The sequence below is a fragment of the uncultured Campylobacter sp. genome (assembly GCF_938018035.1).
In the GTDB taxonomy this organism is placed as follows: Bacteria; Campylobacterota; Campylobacteria; order Campylobacterales; family Campylobacteraceae; genus Campylobacter_B.
On the sequence record NZ_CALIJF010000102.1, the window covers coordinates 1 to 3,640 of the forward strand.

Here is a 3,640-nt window from a genome sequence, read left to right on the forward strand (position 1 = left end):
GTGGTGTATTCGCCGATGCTTTGGGTATTTCCTTTTACTTCGAAACCCCGCATGCAGCCGATGATAGCGATAAATGCCCCAAAAAACGGCGCTTTAATCATACCTACTAAAAAATGCCTAAGCTCTACAGAAGCCTTAAATCTATCCAAATAATCGCTAAAGGCTATGTCTAAATACGCGTCACACACGATCATCTGAGCAAAAATACTTACCGAATCTGCAATAAAAATGACTAGCGGCATGATTAGTACCATCGCGATAATGCGCGGCATCGCAAGAAAATAAAACGGATCAAAGCCCATCGTCCTCATCGCATCTATCTCTTCGGTGATCTTCATCACACCGATCTGTGCCGTAAAGCTCGAAGCCGAGCGACCCGCGATAACGATAGCGGCGATTAGAGGCGCTACTTCACGGAGCGTCAAAGCACCCATTATATCGATGATATAGATGCTAGCGCCAAATTTAGAAAGCATATCCGAGCCGATGTAGGCAAGCACGATACCGATCAAAAACGCTGTCAATGAGACTATGAAAAGCGCGTCTATGCCGCTATCTTTGATGAAATTTACGGTTTCTTTGAAACGGAATTTCATCGGATGAATTATAAAAGCCGCGAGTTTAGAAAAAAACTCGCCTAAAAAGCTTGCAAGGCTTAGCAAGCCTAGAATTCCAAGATGGCAATAAAGTCCGATCTGCGCTAAAAAATTTAGCCTGCGAGATTCGGGTACGTAGCTAAAATCGATCGTTTTATCATCCATAAAGCTTAGAATTTTGGCAGCTTTGCTGCTATCCTCCACAAGGCTAACCCGCTTGCCGGCAAGGGCGTTTTTGATCATCAGTGCCATGAAATAGTCTAAATTTGAAATTTCGCTTAAGCTTAGCTCCAGCTCGTTTAGATTTTTTACCGCTTTTTTTAACGCAAGCAGCTGGGCGCGCGAGCTTTTGTAGTTCCACTGCCCGCGTAGCGATAAGGTGTTTTTCCCACCCGAGCTTTCGAGCGAAAAGGCTAAATTCCGCAAAAATTTCTCTCCAAAATCAAAAAATAGGGGAAATTATAATATAATCAACCTTGGCATTTTATAAAATTTAATGGAGATTTATGCTCAGAGGCTTTTTTACAAATAGCGCAGGCACGCTGGTTTCGCGAGTTTTAGGTTTCGTGCGCGACCTGCTTACCGCATCGGTTTTGGGCGCGGGGATTTATAGTGATCTATTTTTCGTAGCGTTTAAACTACCCAATCTTTTCCGCAGACTATTCGGCGAGGGAGCCTTTACGCAGGCGTTTTTGCCTAGCTTTACCGCCGCGCGCAAAAAAGGAATTTTTGCCGCAGCGGTGCTTATTAAATTTAGCATTTTTATCGCGCTTTTAACGGCGCTCGTGCTGCTCGCCGCGCCCGTTTTTACTAAAGTTTTGGCATACGGATTTAGCGCCGAGCAGATCGGTCTTGCGGTGCCATACGTGCGGATAAATTTTTTCTACCTTACGTTTATTTTCGTCGTTACGCTCTTTGCCTCGCTGCTTCAGTATCGCGACCACTTCGCTACGACGGCGTTTTCGACCGCACTTTTAAATTTAGCGATGATTGCGGCGCTTCTGCTAGCTCGCGGCAAGGACGGCGCTACGGCGGTGCTCTATCTTAGCTTCGGCGTCGTGGCGGGCGGACTTTTGCAGCTTGCGGTGCATGTTTATGCGCTGAAATTTACCGGCATGCTACGCGTTTTAACCGGCGGCTTTGCGCGGCTCGCACGAGGCGATAAACCGCAGACGCAGGGCTTTTATAAAAATTTTTTCGCAGGCGTTCTTGGTGCGTCGGCACTTCAGCTAAGCTCGTTTATAGATACCTTTTTTGCGAGCTTCCTTGCTAGCGGCAGTATCAGCTATCTTTATTACGCCAACCGCATATTTCAGCTGCCGCTCGCGCTTTTTGCGATCGCGCTTAGCACGGCGATCTTTCCGCGCATGAGCAAATTCGTAAAAGCTCGCGATGACGCGCAGGCTCTGGCGCTTGTGGAGCGCGGATTTTACTTCCTTTTGGCGCTGCTCGGGCTCTCTGCGATAGGCGGCGTGATGCTGCGAAACGAGATCACGCAGCTGCTGTTTGAGCGCGGAGAATTTACCCGTCAAAATTCCATCGAATGCGCCGCGGTTCTCGGCGCGTATATGGTAGGGCTCGTGCCGTTTGGGCTGTCTAGGATTTTTTCGCACTGGCTGTATGCGAATATGAAGCAGAAGCTAAGCGCGAAAATTTCGATCTGGTGCGTCTTTATAAACGTCGCTTTGTGTGCGCTGTTTTTTAAACCCTTCGGTGCGGTGGGGCTTGCGTTTGCAAGCACGATAACGGGGGCGTTTCTGCTCGGCTTCAACCTCTATTTTTTTGGATTTAATAACTTTTTGGCTATAATCCGCGCAAAAAAAATTATTGCGATCGCGGTGCTTTGTGCGGGCGAAGCGGCGATTTTATACATTTTAAAAGGCTTGTATTATGGTAATTTATGATAGTTTGAGCAAAAAGAAGCTCCCGTTTGAGCCTATTAGCGAGGGGTTGGCGCGCATTTACGCCTGCGGCCCGACCGTTTATGACGACGCACATTTAGGGCACGCAAAAAGCGCCGTGAGCTTCGATCTGCTGCGCCGCGTGCTGCAAGCGGAGAGCTATGAGGTAAAATTTGCGCGAAATTTCACCGACATCGACGATAAAATTTTAAAAAAGATGGAGCAGAGCGGCAAGAGCCTGGAGGAGATCACGGAGCTTTATACCCGCAGATATTTGCAGGATATGAGCGCGCTAAACGTCGCGGACGCGAGCATTTCGCCCAAGGCGACCGAAAATATCGCCGCGATCTGCGAGCTCATATCCTCGCTTCTTCAAAAAGGCTTTGCCTACGAGATCGCTGGTGACGGCATTTACTTCGACACGCGCAAGGACGGGGATTATCTAAGCCTTAGCGGCAAAAAAGAGGGCGCCGGCAAAAACATCGCCCGCGTCGCCTCAAACGATGCTAAGCACGACGAGAAGGACTTTGTGCTGTGGAAATTTGACGAGAATTGGTTCGATAGCCCGTTTGGCAAAGGGCGCCCGGGCTGGCACAGCGAGTGCGTCGCGATGATTTTGGCGCACCTTGATAGCGGCGATCCGAAATTTTGCATCGACATTCACGCAGGCGGCGCCGATCTGCTCTTCCCGCATCACGAAAACGAAGCCGCGCAATGCCGCTGCGCCCGCCATAGAGCGCTAAGCAAATACTGGCTTCACAACGGCTTCGTGCAAGTAAATAACGAAAAGATGAGCAAGAGCCTCGGCAACTCCTTTTTTGTAGGAGATGCCCTAAAAATCGCACCGGGCGAGGCGCTGAGATTTTATCTCTTAAGCTCGCATTACAGGGCAAATTTTAATTATTCGATAGCCGATCTGCTTGCGAGCAAAAAGAGGCTAGATAAAATTTACCGCCTTAAAAAGCGCGTCCGTGACGTTTTAGTTCCCGCTGCAGGGCAAAATTCTGCGTCCGAACTGCCCGCTACAGAGGTTAAATTTAGATCGGAGATGATGGAGTTTTTAAGCGATGATCTCAACACCTCAGGCGCGCTTGCGGTGCTTGATAGCTTCGTAGCAAGCGCGAACGAAGCGCTAGATCGCGC

General features: G+C 48.8%; 3 protein-coding genes. 2 read left to right on the top strand and 1 reads right to left on the bottom strand.

Features of this window, described 5'->3' with window-relative positions; genetic code table 11:
- Nucleotides 1-1,022 (bottom strand): ABC transporter permease (locus Q0257_RS03255; RefSeq protein WP_298021485.1); only part of this gene is annotated, 1,022 nt, incomplete at its 3' end.
- Nucleotides 1,023-1,102: 80 nt separating this feature from the next.
- Between Q0257_RS03255 and murJ the strand changes: the two genes are divergently transcribed.
- Together murJ and cysS are read left to right on the top strand one after the other, a co-directional pair.
- Complete coding sequence (gene murJ, locus Q0257_RS03260; protein WP_298021488.1) at nucleotides 1,103-2,500, top strand: murein biosynthesis integral membrane protein MurJ; 1,398 nt, start codon at nucleotides 1,103-1,105, stop codon at nucleotides 2,498-2,500.
- A partial coding sequence (cysS, locus tag Q0257_RS03265; RefSeq protein WP_298021491.1) for a cysteine--tRNA ligase occupies nucleotides 2,487-3,640 on the top strand: 1,154 nt, incomplete at its 3' end. The genes murJ and cysS, both read left to right, overlap by 14 nt.